This is a genomic window from Actinomyces qiguomingii (genome assembly GCF_004102025.1).
Classification (GTDB): Bacteria; Actinomycetota; Actinomycetes; order Actinomycetales; family Actinomycetaceae; genus Actinomyces; species Actinomyces qiguomingii.
Map to the genome: position 1 here is coordinate 921,183 of NZ_CP025228.1, position 14,665 is coordinate 935,847.

Genomic DNA, 14,665 nt, shown 5'->3' on the forward strand with positions numbered 1-14,665 from the left:
TCGTGACAACCGCACCGCTGGCATAGGCTGAGCGCGTGCCCCAGCCCGACACCCGCCAGACCGTCCCCGAACTCCTTGGGCCAGCCGATATCAGGGCACTGGCGCGGACCCTGAACCTGCGTCCCTCCAAGGCGCGCGGCCAGAACTTCGTCCATGACGCCGGCACCGTCCGCCGCATCGTGCGCCTGGCAGGCGTCGCCCCCGGTGAGACCGTCCTTGAGATCGGACCGGGGCTCGGCTCCTTGACGCTGGCCCTGCTGCAGGTTGGCGCCCGGGTGATCGCTGTAGAAATCGATCCCGTGCTCGCTCACGCGCTGCCGGTCACCGTCGCCGACCGCCTGCCCGATGCCGCGGGCCGACTGACTGTGCTTACCGCCGACGCCATGAGCCTGACCGGGCCGCAATCCCTTCCCGCCCCCTCGCCCACCCGCCTGGTGGCCAATCTGCCCTACAACGTGGCCGTGCCCGTCCTGCTCAACGCGCTTGCCGCCCTTCCCAGCCTGAGCACGGCCACCATCATGGTTCAGGCCGAAGTCGCTGACCGGCTCGCGGCCACACCCGGTTCACGCACCTACGGGGTGCCCAGCGTCAAGGCCGCCTGGTTCGGCGCGATCCGCCGCGACGCCCGCATAGGACGCACCGTATTCTGGCCCGCACCCAACGTCGACTCCGCCGTCCTCACCCTCACCCGCCGCGAACCCCCGCAAACTGCTGCGAGCCGTGCCCAGGTGTTCGCCGTCGTCGACGCGGCCTTCGCGCAACGCCGCAAGACCTTGCGCAGGTCTCTGGCCCCGCTCGCAGGCGGCCCCGCACGGGTGGAGCAGGCGGCCCGCGCCGTCGGCATTGATCCGGGTGCACGCGGTGAGAGCCTGGATGTTAACGCATTCGCCGCCCTGGCGCAGGCCCTGGTGGATGCTGACGCCCTGACCACCAGCACACTCCGGCCGACGGGCGCGGCCAGCACTCAGCCGGAAAAGAGGCAGTCATGACTCCACTGCACGCCGTCCCCGGGGACGCTCCGCAGCCGTCCCGCTCCGGATCTTTGACCCAGGTGCGTGTGGAGGCGCCCGGTAAGGTCAACCTGTTCCTGTCCGCGGGCGCCCCCGGCGCAGACGGCTACCACCCACTGACCACCGTTTTCCAGGCGGTCCGCCTCATTGAGACCGTCACCGCCCGCCGCCAGGCCGCCGATCTGCATGGAACCATAACCCTGACCCTGACCGAGCCCGACCCGTCCGTTCCCACCGACGCCACCAACCTGGCGGTGCGCGCCGCCGCCCTGCTGGCCGAGGCCACCGGCGTGAACGACGGCGTGGACCTGCTGCTGCGCAAGCGTGTACCGGTTGCGGGCGGCATGGCGGGAGGGTCCGCCGATGCCGCCGCCACCCTGGTCGCCTGCAATACCCTGTGGGGTACGGGACTGAGCCAGGCCGAACTGGTTGGTCTCGCCGCAGAACTGGGGGCGGATGTGCCCTTCCCGTTGCGTGGAGCCACCGCCGTGGGTCACGGCCGCGGCGACCGGTTGACTCCCCTGATAGCCCGCGGCACCTACCACTGGGTGTTTGCCACCGCCGCGCAGGGGCTGTCCACGCCCGCCGTCTTCCGGCGCTTCGATGAAATCGCTCCGGCCCCCGCGGCGCCGGTGGATGTGCCAGCCGCCCTGACCACCGCGCTGCGCGACGGTGATACCGCCGCCCTGGCGGCCTGCCTGCACAACGACCTGCAAGCGGCGGTCCTGGACCTGCGCCCGCAGTTGACCGAAGTCATCGAGCTGGCAGAGTCGGCCGGCGCCCTGCGCGCCATCGTCTCCGGAGCCGGCCCCACCATTGCCGCACTGGCCCCCGACCCGGCTGTCGCCGTGCGCGTGGCCAACGCCCTGAATGCCTCCGATCTGGTTGCTGGCGCCCTGCGCGCCGACGCGCCCGTCGCCGGTGCCCGGATGGTGGGCTGATGGCGCATCTGCTCGGCGTTGAATCCGTCCGCGCGACCGTAGGCCCGCGCATACTGCTTGACGGGGTCAACCTTGGTATTGAGGACGGCGAGCGCATCGGTGTTCTCGGCCCCAACGGCGCGGGCAAGTCCACCCTGCTGTCGCTGCTGGCCGGCAACCGCGTACCCGACGGCGGGCGCATCACTCGCGCCGGGGACATGCGTGCTGTCATGCTCACCCAGGCCGACCGGTTCAGCCCGGGAGTCCGCGTGCGCACCGCCGTGCACGGCGCAGCTCCCGAGCACGAATGGGCCTCCAACCCCGCGGTGCGTGACATCCATGCCGGGCTCCTGCCCGACCTGGACCTCAACGCGGATATTGCCTCCCTGTCCGGTGGGCAGCGCCGACGGGTGGCCCTGGCCGCCGTCCTGACCGCCGACGCCGAGCTCGTCATCCTTGATGAGCCCACCAACCACCTGGATGTCGAGGGCGTCGACTGGCTCGCCCGCCACCTGGCCGAACGCTTCTCCCGCCGTCGCGCCCCCGGCGCCCTGATAACCGTCACCCACGACCGCTGGTTCCTGGACGCCGTGTGCACCCATGTGTGGGAGGTGGTGCCCGGCGTCGACCCCGGCGGCAGCAGGCCCCAGATCCCCGGGCGGGTGGAGACCTACGACGGCGGTTACGCCGCCTACGTGCTGGCCCGCGCCGAGCGGGCCCGGCAGGCGGCGGCCGCCGCCACCAAACGCGAGAATCTGCTGCGTAAGGAGCTGGCCTGGCTACGCCGAGGCGCCCCCGCCCGCACGTCCAAACCCCGCTTCCGCATTGACGCCGCCGAGGCCCTCATCGCCGATGTGCCGCCGCCGCGGGACACCGTGGAGCTGACCGCCATGGCCACCGCTCGGCTGGGTAAGCGGGTCATCGACCTGGAGGATGTGAGCGTTGAGTTCCCGGGGTCTGCCGGCGAAGACGGGCGGCAGGTGCTCGATGGTGTCACCTGGCGGCTCGCACCGGGTGAGCGTGTGGGCGTGGTCGGCGTCAACGGTGCCGGCAAGACCACCCTGCTGCGGCTGCTCGAGGGCGCCCTGCAGCCCACCCGCGGGCGGGTGGTGCGTGGTAAGACGGCTGTGGTGGCCACCCTGTCGCAGAACACGCATGAGCTCGATCCCCTCAAGGACCTGCGGGTGGTTGACGCCGTGGCCGCAGTGGGTGAGCGCGTCATGGTGGGTGGGAAAGAACTGACCGCGGCCCAGCTGGTGGAGCGGCTCGGCTTCACCCGCTCGCGTGCCTGGACCCGGGTGGGGGAGATCTCCGGAGGGGAGCGGCGCCGCCTGCAACTGCTGCGCCTGTTGATGGGCCGACCCAATGTGCTGCTGCTGGATGAGCCCACAAACGATCTGGACACCGACACGCTGACCGCCGTCGAGGACCTGCTCGACTCCTTCGCCGGGACGCTGGTGGTCGTCTCCCACGACCGTTACCTGCTTGAGCGTGTCACCGACCACCAGATCGCCCTGCTCGGTGACGGCAGTGTCCGCGATCTGCCCGGGGGAGTGGACCAGTACCTACGCCTACGCCGGGAGGGGTCCGCGCAGGCGGCCCCTCGCGCCGCCGAACCCGCGCGAGAGCGCTCCGGCGCCGCGCTGCATGCCGCTCGCAAGCGGCTGGCCAGCATTGAGCGTCGCCTGGACAAGGCCACGGCCCGCATAGACGAATTGCATCTGCGCATGGAACAGGCCTCCGCGCAGCTCGATGTGCAGGAGCTGACCGAGCTCGGCAGGCGACTGGCGCAGGCCGAGGCTGAACGCGATGATTTGGAGACCCAGTGGCTGCAGGCCGCCGAGCAGAGCGACGACTAGCCGGCGCTTAGCCGGCCCTCGCAACTCAGTTCCCGGCGGGCGACTCAGTTCCCGGCGGGTCGGGGTATGGCGTCCACCGGAGCCACCGCGCCGCCCAGGGCGACCACATCATCCAGGGCCGAGGCAACCACGGTCGGCGTCGCCTTCCATGCCCGCATCACCAGGTCGACCGGAACCGTCGGCAGCCCCGCCATCCGCAGGACTACCACCGCACTGGGGCGGCTAGTAGTACCGGCATCGGTGCTGTCGGAAACGGCTTGGAACCCCGCCATGGTCGGGGCGGGGCGCAGCCGCTGCGGCTGCACCGTGGTGGGCAGCAGATCAGCGATCAGCCGTCGCTGAGTGGCGTGGCGCCCCTCCTTGCTGCCGTCGTCATGGGCGGTGACCAGGCTGAGGTCGACGGCGAAGATCTGGTGGCCGCCCTCGCCCACGTGCAGCAGACGTGCCAGCGAGGTGCCTCTTTCGGTGCGGCGCAGCTCCTCTAGCAGGTTCTCGAAGGCGGAGCGCCATTGAGGGCCGGTCATGTCCAATAGGCGACTGCGGGACTGCGCCTCCGTGCGTGCCCAGCCCGGCGGGGGGAACTCGGGGATGACGACCCAGCTGTCGGGTTCCGGGGTGACGGCGATCTGCATTGTGCTACTCCTTTAATAGGCCCGTGCAATATAGCCGATAGTGCAGGCCCTATGCTGTGCTCGTGGCATCATCTGCACCTTCTCCGCTTCCCGCCTCGCGGGTTCGGCGCGTGCTGGCCGGTTTCATAGACATCATGATGGTTGCGGCCATCGGGATCCTGGTTCCTCTGCCACCGGAGTGGCGACTGGTGGTTGGGACGGGTTCGGCCGTGCTGATCACGATGCTCCAGGCGGTGACCGGGGCCAGCCCGGGACAGGTCCTGACAATGGTGCGGCTGCGGCGCGCGGTCCGCCCCACCCAGGCGCCGGGGCGCGCAGCGCTCGGACGTGCGGCCCTGTTCGTTCTGGCGGCTCTGCCGACATTCGGGATCCTTCCCCTGGTCATGGTCGCGGGTGTAGACGACGGCGGTTGGCGACGCACCTGGTATGACCGCATGGCGGGGACGGTTGTTGTTGCCAAGGAACGGGGAAAGAACCCGGTGCAATTGGTGACCGCCAGCGGCAGGATGGTGAAGGTGACGGAGGCGTCGGTGCTTGGTCGCGCGCCGGATCCGGTCCCGGGGGGAGCGGATCGGCTCCTGCCCGCGTTTCATGACGACCCCTCGGTGTCACGCACGCATGCACTGGTGGAGCCATTGCGCGAGGGTATCCGTGTCACCGATCTGAATTCGACCAATGGCACTCATGCCGAGGATGCTGACGGCATCCACAGGCTGGCGCCGGGACAGGCGATGACCGTGGAGCGGGGACGCCGGGTCTATTTCGGAGACACCGAGTGTTTGGTCCGGTGACTCCGGCCGCCAGCGGCAACTGGGACGAGCCCGCCCGGGCCGCTCGCGCTGGAGTACGGACGTGCGAGCAACAGTCAGGGCCACATGTGAGTGGGTCAACTTGATACAAACACAATCTGTCGCCCATTTGGACTGGAGGTTGATCTCATTCATGAGACACTTCCCAGTGGTGCAACGCTTGTGCGCGGCGCCATCAAGGATTTGTTGAAGGAGAAGACTCGTGACCGATGAGCACGGCAACCAGCGTGAAGCCATGTGGGCCGAGGGCACCTGGACCGCGGCAGTAACTCCGCGGGGCGTGCTGCTGCTGCCCACCGAGGTTCCTGAGGAGCTGGTGGTTGAGCTGTGGCGGCTCCTGCGCGCCCCGGAGGGCAGCCTGACCGCCATCCTCGACCGACTGGTCATGGGGACCGGTGGGCACCTGTCCCGCATCCCTGACTTCGCCCTTGTGCTCACCGGTGACTCGGGCACCCACCTGGCGCTGCGTGGCGCCCCCTCCTTGAGGATCGACGGGCAGTCCTTCGATGCCAGCTCGGTGTCAACCTGGATGGAGGCCTTCCTCCCCGGAAGTCCCGCTGTAACACTGTCGGCTCCCGAACGGGCCGGGGCGGTGCTGCGTCCGGTGGCCGACGGCGTGGTTAGGGCGGCGCTCCTGCAGGTGGGAACCGAGGAAGACACCGTCGCCGCCTCGCCAGACGAGGCGCCGGCGGTTGAGCCCGAGCCCGTGCTCTCCGCGGTCGAGGCGCCGGCGGTCGAGCCCGAACCGGTACCCTCCGCGGTCGAGGCACCGGCGGTTGAGCCCGAGCCCGTGCTCTCCGCCGTCGAGGTGCCAGCGGTCGAGCCCGAACCGGAGCCGGCGCCCACCGCCGTCGAGACGCCGGCACTCGAAGACTCTGAGCCGTCCTCGCCTACCGAGGAGACCACCGACACCGATGCGCCTAGTACCACGCAGGTAACGGAATCCTCCTTGGAGACGATTGCCGTTCCGGACGCGAATCCTACTCCGCTGGATCAGGACTCCGCGGTGTCGGCGGCCAAGCAGGATGATCGCCCCGGCGACCACGATGGTTGGACGGTGGCGGATCTGCCGGATGACCTCGTCGAGGAACTCAGTGAAATGCTGCCGGAACATACCGGGCGGGACCTTGAGGCCCCTGCCGCTGCCAAGACAGCGGACACGCAGGTGCCCGACACGGAGGTCACGCGCATGGCACTGTCTGTCATCTGCCCCTCCGGCCACGCCAACCCCACCAACTATGTCACCTGCCGGGAATGCGGTGCCGAACTGACTCAGCCCGCCCGCATCATCCCCTGCCCGCCTTTGGGAAGGGTACGGGTCTCTTCCGGCGGTGAGGTGGTCCTCGACCGGCCGGTCCTAGTGGGCCGCGAGCCCTCGGCCGCCAACGTCGTCGAACTGCACGAAAGCGCTCCGGCGCTGATAACCGTGCCCAGCCCCGAACAAGTCATCTCCCGCAACCACCTGCTCATTCAGCTGGACGAGTGGTCGGTGCTGGCGCGCAGCCTGTCCGCGAGCAACGGCACGGTGCTGCGCCGCGACGGCGTCTCCCCGATGCGTATGTCCTCCACTGAACCGGTTCTGCTGCGCAGCGGAGACGTTCTCGATCTGGGTGATGGGCAATCGCTCCTGCTGGAGGAGCTGCCGTGAACCTGGACCGCGAGGAGTCCCCGCCGTCGATCCCCGGTTTCACATACCTGCGGGACCTGGGGGCGGGCGGCTACTCGCGGGTATACCTCTACGAGCAGCACATGCCGCAACGCGAAGTTGCGGTAAAGGTGATGGACTGCGGAGTGGGTGGGGGACCTGCTGCGCGCTTCGAATCAGAGGCCAACCTCATGGCGCGGGTGTCTTCGCACCCGGCGATCCTGTCGATCTACGGGGCGGGCACCTCCGCTGACGGGCGCCTGTTCCTAGTAATGGAGTACTGCCCGCCGCCCCAGCTGTCCAGTGCTCTGCGCCGCGGCCCGCTCAGCGTCGCGGAGGCGCTGAGAACAACCATCCAGATCGCCGGCGCCGTCGAGTCCGCCCACCGGGTCGGCATCGTGCATCGGGACATCAAGCCGGCCAACATTCTGTTCACCGCCTACCGGCGCCCGGTGTTGTCAGACTTCGGGATCTCGGCGATGAGCGGCCCCCGGGATGAGGCCGCGGAGTTGCGTGGTATGAGCGTGCCGTGGGCGCCTCCGGAACAACTGGTGGGCTCCCACACGGCCGAGCCCACTTCCGACATCTACTCCCTGGCCGCGACGACCTACGCCATGCTCACCGGTCGCAGCCCGTTCGAAATCCCGGATGCATCGGACTCGGTATATGAGATGTCGCGCCGGATCATCAAGGATCCGCTGCCGCCTCTGGGACGTCAGGATGCTCCCCCGTCCCTGTACCGGGTGCTGGCCGTAGCCATGTCCAAGGACCCGGCCCGCCGTTACCCCTCTGCGTTGGCCTTCGCGCGCGCACTGCAACAGGTCGAGGCTGAACTGGACCTGCCGATGACCGCCGTCGACCTGTTCCACGATGCAGGCGAGCCCGAGTATGCCGGCGACCTCGATGATGGCCCGACAGGCGATTCCAACGCCACCCGCCTGGGGGTGTTCGAACCGGTTGCGGAGCCAGTTGCCCACCGGACGGTGAACATTCCCGATGACACCGCGGAGGTTGATACCGGCACGCCGCGTTCACGCGTCCTCATAGGGGCGCTGGCGGTGCTGGTCACCGTAGGTGTGGTGGTCACCGCTGTGGTCACCTCCCGAATATCTCAGCAGAATCGTCCGGTGGCGACCTTCGCCACCCTCGCCCCCGCCAACAGCGCCAACCCCCTTGGCTCATCGGTGGCCCCGCCTCGCAACCTGTCCGGCTCAGTGTCGGAAGACGGAACCACCGTCACTTTCTCCTGGGAGGCCCCGGAGGGCGACTGGGACGGCAGCTTCCTATTCCGGGAGGATGTGGCAGGACAGAGCGATTCGGAGATGCACTCCACTCGGGGGACCACCGCGCAGCTGCCGGCACGCTCCGGCAGCACCTGTGTAGAGGTCTACAGTGTGCGCTCGGACGGCAGGACCTCCGCGCCCGTGTCCGCATGCGTGCCGGTGGACTGAACACCTGACCGCCGCACCGGAGGTGTCTGCGGGTTGTAAGGCACCGGGGTCACTGCGGTTGGGGTGGGGATGCGCTGGCATAGGGCCGTCCGGCAGCGGCCCAGTCCTTGCCATCGGCGATATCGGCCTGGGAGCACTGGGAGCAGCTGGCGGCCATCCGATCGATCCACTCGCGCACCATCGGGCTGCTCGGTCCCGGAGCAGCCGGGGCCACCATTAAGGTAACGAGTGCGGTGGTGGCTGTGGGTGTGGTGCCTGGTGTGCGGGGTTGGGGGCGCCCGCCGTGATGTTGTGCCGGTGCCGGGTCCGGTGTCGGTTCCGGTGTCGGTTCCGGGTGTTGTGTGTGGGTGCTCGAGGTGTCCAGTATCGGCGTAAGTGACTCTGGCCAAGCCGCTGGTCGTGGGTAGGGTGCTGGAGTCACGCGGTTTTAGAAATCGCCCCGGCGGTTGCTGGCGGCGTTTGTGCTGAATTTGGACCTTCGGCTCTGTGCCGGTGCGCCCGGACGCACCGCCCACCCCCGCTGGCGTCAGTCCGGCCGGCACGAAGCCCGCTGGCACGAAGCCCGCTGGCACTAGTCCCGCCGGCGTCACTCCGGCCGGCATGAAATCCGCTGGCGCTCTGTTCGCCGGGCGGCCCGTCGGGTCGTCAGCTCCCACCTAGCTCACAAGCGTCCTCAAACTGGGAGAACTGGTTGATGAGCTTGCTGGTGTTTGCGGGGCGGCGGTGTGCTGGTGGCCGTGGCCCGGGGGCGTCTACTACACCGGTTCGTGCTCTACTACTCCGGTTAGGCGTCCACTACGCCGGTTAGGTGTCTGCTGAAGGGTTCGGGAGCCTTCAACATAGGTCTAACAGGAGTAGTAGACGCCGAAGGGGCGTACCCAACGCCGGCCCCTGCACCGGCCCCGCACCGGCCCTGCACCGGGGACACCGACCCCGGACCGGCCCGGTGCTTCCGGTGCGTGCCTGACTTGCCACACCGCCCCAAGGGCCCGCGCACCCTATGCATCAATGCGCCAAGCCCCACTCACCCTGAGCCTGGACTGCCTGGCGGCGGTTGGACCGCCTGAAACGCGCTCTCAGACGGTCCAAGCGCAGTTGCCCGGTCCAAGCGCAGAAACGGGGTCCAAGTACGAGACCGGCGGCCAGCCGGACCGACGCCCACGACCAGCCGACGCCCACCACCGCCAACATCCGCCACCGCCAACATCCACCACACCCCAAACTCGGGGGAGTTCGGAGTCACTTGTACATCGGGGCCAGGCAGATCGGGCAGAGCTCTACCTGTGGGTGGGGTGTTGCGAGTCGGTGGGTGAGTGGGCAGTTGGCGTTGGCAGAGCTCTACCTGTGGGTGGGGTGTTGCACGGCCCGCGGGTTCACCCGCGGATGCCAGGCACCGCCCCGGAATAACCTCTCAGATCTTGCTCGTCCCGACTTCTCCGCACTACACCAGCGAAAACACCGGCCTTAAGCAATACGCCCATGCCGAAAACTCGCATCGGAAGAGCCGGGTCACTGCTCGATCCGGTAGGAGGCGCGCCCCAGAATGAGCACCGAGCCGACCGGTGCGGGAACCGGGACGTCCGGCTGCGCGGTTTGCCTGATGCCGTCCTTCTGGGTGACGCGCGTGCCGTTGGTGGAGTGCAGGTCCGTGACCCACAGCCCGCCCGGGACCGGGGCCACTGCCGCATGCGTCTTGGAGATTGAACGGCTCACATCCGGCAGGGCCACCCGGGTGGCGTCCGGATAGTCGGAGATGTTCTGCGGATCCCGCCCCAGCACTGCCGGAGTGGTCAGAAGAATCGGGGAGCCGCCGTCGGCGGGTACCAGGCGCACGCCGGTCGCATCAGAATCCGACTTGCGGTGGGATGTTGAGCGGCGCCGCCGCCGCGACCGGGTGTCACCCCGTTCAGGCGCAGGCTCGGCTGCGCGCGGCTGGTGGTTCTCGTATACGCCCGTGTCCGCAACGACAGCAGCGGCCTGAGGGGCGGACGGTGCGTCGTCGGTGGTGGAGTCCAGCGGGGTCGGCACCGCCGACCAGGGGACGGAGTCGATGATTGCCGATTTGGCGTTCATAGCCGGTGAAGTGGTGCTGGTAGTGTCCACGGTGTTGCCTACCTCGGTGATCGGACTGCCTGAGGCAGTGAAGGAAAGACGGCCGTCAGAGAAGGGACCCGGCCGCGGGTCGCGAGTGGGGGAGGGGCGGGAGGGTTGCGGCTCGGAGACGGGGCGCACTGAGACGACCTCGATGCCGGTGAGCCGGTCGTGCCAGCCGCGGCCTCGTGGATCGCGTGCCACGGTGCGCATGAGCACGATCGCGCCGATCCCGAGTGTCGGGACCACGCAGATGAAGGTCAGGTCCGCATGCAGGAACAGCTCGATCCCCGGAGCCCTGCCGGTGCGGGCGGAGAGCAGACGCACGCCTGCGATCTTGCCGCCAAGCGTCCATCCGGTGCGTGCTAGCAGCAGTTCGCGTACCGCCAGCACGATCGCGGCGCCCGACAACACCGCCAGGAACCAACCGGCGCCGCCGAAGGCCCAGAACAGCACGGCAATGATCAGCCCGGCGGCCACGCCGCCGATCAGATCGATGATGGCGGCGATCATGCGGGCGCGTACGGTGGCGGGCACGGTGATCGCGGGCGTGCCCGCGGGAACAGTGTCGGTTGGGTCCGCGGGAGCGGACGGCGTCCCCGCGGAGCGATTATTCGTGCTATGTGATGCCGAAGTCGCCGTCACGAGTCTGTCCTCCTCAAAATGGGTCGTTGCCGTCGCCGTCCGAACGCCGAGTGATGCAATGATCGCAGCGAGAGGCGGGCCGCAGCCCGCCGCCAGCGGGGGCGGTGGGAAGCCATCACCGCGGTGATCGCGTCGGTGGATTCCCAAATCCTATTCAGATCGTACGTTGACGGGTCACCTGCGGCGAACACCTGGGCATCGATTGCGCGGGCGAAGCGTGGCAGATCCGCCCGGGGGAATCCGGTTGACAGATCCGCCGCGGCCTCCCGTCTGGTAGCCCCCACCGGGGTGACCCGGCCCAGATCCCGCGCCTGGTCGAGGACCTCCTCCCAGGCGCCCAGCGCCCGGTCCACTCCTTCACGGCGCCGACGTCGGGCCCGGCGCAGCGCCTTGGCGGCGAGTATTGATGCCAACAACGCGAGGAGACCAGCCACCGCCGCACCGGAGACGATCACCGGGGTGGGCAGGCCGCTGTCATTGTCCTCCTCCGAGCCGTCGTTGTCGTCATCCTCATAGGCGGGAGGCAGCTCGGCCGGGTCCTGCATGGGCAGCGGGGGCTGGAGCACCTGCGGCTCCGGATTCGATACCTGGCGGGCGTTTTGCTGCTGAGGCACCTGATCGCGGTCCGGGGTGACGTCGAAACCGACCCAGCCGACCTTCTCGAAGGCAACCTCCACCCAGGCGCTGACGTCCTCACCGGTGACATCGGCGGCGTCGCCGTCGGTTGCCGGCTGAAAGCCCAGGACCACGCGCGCCGGAATGCCCAGGGAGCGGCACATCAGCATCATCAGCACCGCGTACTGCTCATCGTCGCCGACCAGGGAGTCGGCGGATACCATGGCGGCCAGCCGGGCGGCCCCATGGCCCGGTTCGGAAGGGCTTCTGGTGCCGTCGGAGTAGTAGCCGGTGCGCAACGCCTGCTGCAGGGCGCGGATCTGATTGACGGGCTCGGACTCCGAACCGACCAGTGAACGCGCCAGCGCCTCGACCGCGGCGGGCACGTTCTCGACAGTGCCCAGGCGGACCTTCGCCAGTGACAGCCGTGTCAGCTCGGAATCGGAGGGGGCGGCGGGGACCACGACTCCCTCGGTCAGCACGTCCCCCGCGGCCAACCGGGCGGTGACAATTCCGGTGGTGGAGAAGGTGTCATAGTAAAGGGAGTCGGTGATGACATCGGCCCGCTGGCCCGAAGGAGTGATGGAGCGGGTCTTGGCCACGGTGGGCACCCACGGGTAGGTGTAACCGTCCAGGGTGAAGGTCACGGCGGCTTCCTTCGCCCCGCCTGCGGCGGAGTCCTCCTGGGCGACGTCGTCCACCAGAGGCGTGCCCCTGCCGATGTGCTGGAAGTGGGCGCCGTCGGCGGCGTTCTGGCTGATGCGCGCCGACAGCCCGTCGTATGCATCGAGCGCGGCGACCCTGATACGGGCGCCATCAGGCAGGCCGGAAACGGCCATGAGTCGAGTTGAGGCCAGCTCCGTCTCCAGGGTGCGCACCAAGGACAGCGGCGTGGCGTATTCGGTCAGATCCAGTGGCGGGTTGAACAGATCACGCAGCACCATGCGGGTGTGTGGCGCGGCGGGGGCGGCGGCGACCACGGCCAGTGTTATCACCGCCAGGAAGGCTGCCGCTCGCGTAACCCCGCGCCGGGTGGCGGTGACCACTCCGGAGTCGGCGTCCTCCAGCACCTGAGTCACCCGTGCACGCCGGCCCCGCTGTGCGGACAGCGCCCACAGCCCCAGCACCCCGGCCACCAGCACCGCCCCCACCAGGGCCGGCATAAGCGCTTCGGCTCCGCCCCAGGCGACTCCGACGGCGGCCTCGCCCAGAACCGCGAAGCCGGCCAGGTGCAGGTGGGCGCCGGCGACGGCGCGGGTGGCCAGCACGCCTGCGGCCAAGCCGGTCAACCACGGCAGCACGGTCATGGTGGGGAAGGCGGTCAGCGGCAGGGGCAGGGTCAGGGCGTCACGCCACACGGTGACGGTGGCGGACAAGACTTGGCGCACACCTGCCACGCCCCGTTCCACGTCCGGCAGCAGCCAGGGGGCGAGCAGCACATGCACGGCGGCCACGACGGCGAGTGTGGGCAGAGCGGACAGGCTGGAGCGAGCCGTTACCAGGCCGACGCCGATTCCCAGCACCACCCCGAGCGCGGCCACAACAGCTCCGATAGTCGAACCGAAGGGGATGATGAAGGGCACGGCACCGATCAGCAGGAGTACGGTGATCAGTGCCTGGTAGAGCCAGCGTCCGGACAGCGATGAGCTCATACGGCCCTCCGCAGAACCATCGGCAGGGCCTCCAGGCGGTCCAGGTCGAAGGCGGTCAGGGTGCCCAGCCCATGACGCCCCAGCGGGCTGGAGCCGCATCGCAGCGCGAGCGTGAGCATGTCCACGGGGGCGGTGGTACGCACCCGCCCCAATACGGTGTCATCCAGTCGCTGGCCGGTGACCAGCACCAGCACCGAGGCCTCCGGGTGGCGGCTGGTGGCATGACGGGTCAACTCATCGCATCCGTATGCCGTCTCCGACTCCTCCAACAGGCAGGAGGCATCCAACAGGCGCAGGGCGGTGACCGTGGGCACAGAGGTGGACTGGGTGAGGAAGGCGACCTCGCGGCCGTCGGCGATGGCGCCGAGCGCCAGTGAGCAGGCCACGGATACGGCGGTCTCGAAGTCCTCATCGGTCTCGTAGTCGTCGGCCAGGACGTCCAGCAGCACCAGCAGGTTGGCGCGGTGGGTCTCCTCGAACTGGCGCACCATGAGGCGGCCGGTGCGCGCGGTGGTGCGCCAGTGCACATTGCGGCGGTCATCGCCGGGGACGTAGTCGCGCAGGGCGTGGAAGGACACGTCCGAGCTGGACAGCTCTTGGGTGATGGCGCCCTCGACGTCGCGCATGATCCCGCGCAGCGTGACGCCCAAATGGACGGTGCGCGGGTGGATGTGCACCTGTTGCGCTTCGGTGTGGGTGCGCTCGCGGCGCAGCAGTCCCACCGGGTCGGAGCTTACGGACATCACCGGTCCAACGGTGACTACACTGCGTCGGGCGGTGGGCAGGAGGAAACCGCGTTCATGGGTGGCGCCCGGACGCAGGGTGGGGACGGCGAATATGGCGTCGGCGGCGCCCACCGGCATCTCCATGCGGGACGGCAGCAGCAGGTGTCCGGTCGGATTGTCCACCCTCAGGTGCACGATGGCGTTGTCCCCCACGGTGACGCGGCGTTCCAGCAGCTCGTGGGTGACGGTGTGCCCGCCGCGGGGCACAAGCCACAGCCACGCGGTGGCAACGACGATGCCCGCCACGGCGGCGGCGCTCCAGGCCTCCTGCCAGCCCAGTCGGTAGCCGGCCAGGGCGCAGGCCGCCAGCACGATCGCACATGCCCAACCGGTACGGGTGATCATGACGCCACTGCGCCGCACGGTGGACACCAGCGGCCAGTCACGCCAGTTCTCTGCCACGTAACGGACTCGGGCCTGCAACCCGCCGGCACCACGGCGGAATGCGGCGACGCCGGCATGAATCACGGCGCGGGCGCCGCCACTCGCCCCGGAGACGGCGGTGGCCGTTTCCGGGGACGAATGCGGGACTGGGGCGGAAGCACTCACAA

The 14,665-nt window shown here is 69.1% G+C and carries 10 protein-coding genes; 6 read left to right on the forward strand and 4 right to left on the reverse strand.

Features of this window, described 5'->3' with window-relative positions; genetic code table 11:
• Positions 1-35 precede the first annotated feature (35 nt).
• From rsmA to CWT10_RS03775, 3 genes are read left to right on the forward strand one after another with little or no spacing between them, the layout of a single operon-like run.
• A complete protein-coding gene (gene rsmA / locus CWT10_RS03765; protein WP_103062297.1) occupies positions 36-989 on the forward strand; it encodes a 16S rRNA (adenine(1518)-N(6)/adenine(1519)-N(6))-dimethyltransferase RsmA in 954 nt (317 codons plus the stop codon).
• Positions 986-1,951, forward strand: coding sequence for a 4-(cytidine 5'-diphospho)-2-C-methyl-D-erythritol kinase (locus CWT10_RS03770; RefSeq protein ID WP_103062298.1), 966 nt, complete (start codon positions 986-988; stop codon positions 1,949-1,951). The genes rsmA and CWT10_RS03770 overlap by 4 nt, the downstream gene beginning before the upstream one ends.
• Positions 1,951-3,789, forward strand: a complete 1,839-nt coding sequence (locus tag CWT10_RS03775) for an ABC-F family ATP-binding cassette domain-containing protein (protein ID WP_103062299.1) — start codon at positions 1,951-1,953, stop codon at positions 3,787-3,789. The genes CWT10_RS03770 and CWT10_RS03775 overlap by 1 nt, the downstream gene beginning before the upstream one ends.
• Positions 3,790-3,833: 44 nt before the next feature.
• Here CWT10_RS03775 and CWT10_RS03780 read toward each other — a convergent pair whose 3' ends face one another.
• Positions 3,834-4,421: a hypothetical protein gene (locus CWT10_RS03780; RefSeq protein ID WP_103062300.1), complete on the reverse strand. Its 588-nt coding sequence runs from the start codon at positions 4,419-4,421 to the stop codon at positions 3,834-3,836.
• Between the two features lie 62 nt (positions 4,422-4,483).
• On the opposite strand from CWT10_RS03780, the gene CWT10_RS03785 reads away from it, so the two are divergent.
• The 3 genes from CWT10_RS03785 (at position 4,484) to CWT10_RS03795 (ending at position 8,326) form a co-directional block, all read left to right on the forward strand.
• Positions 4,484-5,212 carry an FHA domain-containing protein gene (locus CWT10_RS03785; RefSeq protein ID WP_128683278.1) on the forward strand — a complete coding sequence of 243 codons (729 nt, stop codon included), beginning with the start codon at positions 4,484-4,486 and terminating at the stop codon, positions 5,210-5,212.
• 220 nt (positions 5,213-5,432) lie between these two features.
• A complete protein-coding gene (locus tag CWT10_RS03790; RefSeq protein ID WP_233188041.1) occupies positions 5,433-6,878 on the forward strand; it encodes an FHA domain-containing protein in 1,446 nt (481 codons plus the stop codon).
• The gene (locus CWT10_RS03795) at positions 6,875-8,326 is read left to right on the forward strand and encodes a serine/threonine-protein kinase (protein ID WP_103062302.1); all 1,452 of its coding nucleotides are present in this window, start codon (positions 6,875-6,877) and stop codon (positions 8,324-8,326) included. Before CWT10_RS03790 ends, CWT10_RS03795 begins: the two co-directional genes overlap by 4 nt.
• Before the next feature lie 1,509 nt (positions 8,327-9,835).
• Here the strand turns inward: CWT10_RS03795 and CWT10_RS03805 are convergent.
• The 3 genes from CWT10_RS03805 to CWT10_RS03815 are packed head-to-tail and all read right to left on the reverse strand — an operon-like array spanning position 9,836 to position 14,663.
• Positions 9,836-11,062, reverse strand: coding sequence for an RDD family protein (locus tag CWT10_RS03805; protein ID WP_103062137.1), 1,227 nt, complete (start codon positions 11,060-11,062; stop codon positions 9,836-9,838).
• Positions 11,059-13,329, reverse strand: coding sequence for a transglutaminase-like domain-containing protein (locus CWT10_RS03810; protein WP_103062136.1), 2,271 nt, complete (start codon positions 13,327-13,329; stop codon positions 11,059-11,061). The genes CWT10_RS03805 and CWT10_RS03810 overlap by 4 nt, the downstream gene beginning before the upstream one ends.
• Entirely contained in the window at positions 13,326-14,663 is a 1,338-nt protein-coding gene (locus CWT10_RS03815) for a DUF58 domain-containing protein (RefSeq protein WP_233188024.1), read from the reverse strand. The genes CWT10_RS03810 and CWT10_RS03815 overlap by 4 nt, the downstream gene beginning before the upstream one ends.
• Between the last annotated feature and the right edge of the window lie 2 nt (positions 14,664-14,665).